At 66.7% G+C, this 1,668-nt stretch carries 1 protein-coding gene and 1 pseudogene; one reads left to right on the forward strand and one right to left on the reverse strand.

What is annotated here, in order from left to right; all coding sequences use genetic code 11:
• A pseudogene (locus tag ACZ6JY_RS40765) lies at window positions 1-364 on the reverse strand (RHS repeat-associated core domain-containing protein); the annotation flags it as partial.
• A gap of 525 nt (window positions 365-889) precedes the next feature.
• Between ACZ6JY_RS40765 and ACZ6JY_RS40770 the strand changes: the two are divergent.
• Complete coding sequence (locus ACZ6JY_RS40770; RefSeq protein ID WP_469204652.1) at window positions 890-1,150, forward strand: hypothetical protein; 261 nt, start codon at window positions 890-892, stop codon at window positions 1,148-1,150.
• The last annotated feature ends 518 nt before the right edge of the window (window positions 1,151-1,668 follow it).

Genomic DNA, 1,668 nt, shown 5'->3' on the forward strand with positions numbered 1-1,668 from the left:
GCCAGGGCACATTGCCCTGGCCCTCGGGCACGTATGTCGCGGGCGTCGCGGTGCGGGCCGCGCGTGTGGTGGCGGCCTCGCCGCCCTGGGCTCGCCTTTTCTGCGCCGCCCGCCACTGGGCGACCTCTTCGGACGGTTTGGCCTCCGCCTCGGGCTTAGTCGGCTCGTTGGAGCCGACCTTCACCTCCGGCATCGTGAAACTCGGGGCGTCCTTGCCCCACACCGAGCCCGGCTCATCCGCCGCGACCGCACCCGCAGTCGGCAGCTGAGACAGGGTCAAGGCGCCGACGGCCAGGGCTGCGGCGGTGGCAAGGCGGGTTCTCTTCCGGGCACGCTGGACGCGCACACCGACGGTGCGTTGCATCAAGGCTTCCCCCCACAGGAAGACGCATCTCGCAGACCCCAGTGGTCACGAGGCGCACACAAGGTGCCACACGATCCGCACAGGAAACGCCGCGGTGCCCTCGAACAATTGCATCACACGGCCCGGAATCAGCCCCTCCCTCCGGCCAGGCAATCACGGACAAAACGCACGGGAAGGCTAGGCTTTACATGCCGTCACCCTTACTGATCGCATTCACGCGCGTTCTGACTGTGACTGAAATCGAACGGTGTAGTGCGCACGGAAGCTGACTGCTGTTCTTCACGGGTCTTTCACGTCAGGTCTGCACCATCGAAAAGACCCCTCTCGTTGACCTTCCTCCCGTAATGCCTTGTTGTTTTACGAGTATTTGCCCCCATCCTCGGAATGGCACGAACAGGCAGGCGTCACCCTGCCCTTCAGGGGCACCTGTGTTCACATCCCCACGCACCACCCTCCCCCACTCCTGCCCGAGCCACCCCTGCCCGGCCCGCGAGCGGCCAGCGCCCACTGCCAGGAGCCCCGACGGTGACCACCTTCAGAGCCGACGCCCTCGCCCGCCACGCCGGGCGTCTGCTGTGCCACCACCTCGCCCTCGCCATAACCCTCACCGCAGCCTTCACCGCACACCCCGCGGAAACCTGCCGCCCTGCTCTGTACTGGCTGTGGGCCGCACTCCCCCTCACAGCCACCGCATGGGCCCTGGCCCGCGCCCACCAAAAACACCACCAGCGACGCGAGCATCGCCGAAACACCACCCACCCCACCGACTGGACCCCCGCCGCCTGAAGACCGCAACAAGGTGCCGCCCGCACTTACACACCCCCGTACGGCTACACCGCGCACACGGTCCGGGCCGACCAGCACGACCCGGCGCGGGCAGGTTCCGATCTCAACGAACAGCGGTGGCACCCGTCCTCGGGCACGGTGATGACGAAGTCCGCCTGGGCGCGGCCGCCTGTGCCCGGATTGGGCCAGGTGCCGGTCGCGGTCAGCACCACGTCAGTGGCGTAGGAGTGATGGTGCACAGAATCGACAGCGATCCGTTCTACGTTCTCGTGCAGCAGTAGCCGCAGGTCGGGCCGCCAACTAGGCTACCCATCCCAAGAATCATGAACATGCCCTGAGGGTTGATGCTTGTGCCCCCCGCAAATCTACTGGCCGTTATCCACGAATCAAAGCCGTGTGTGGAGTATCGGCACTTCCTGCTGATGGACGAGGACGGCCGCATCGACATGCCGGAGGACTGGCCCGACACCACGCACTTCACGGCTGGCGCCGGGCGGGGGGTGCTCCTCAGCTCCGGA

The sequence above is a fragment of the Streptomyces sp. NPDC046335 genome, assembly GCF_055587985.1.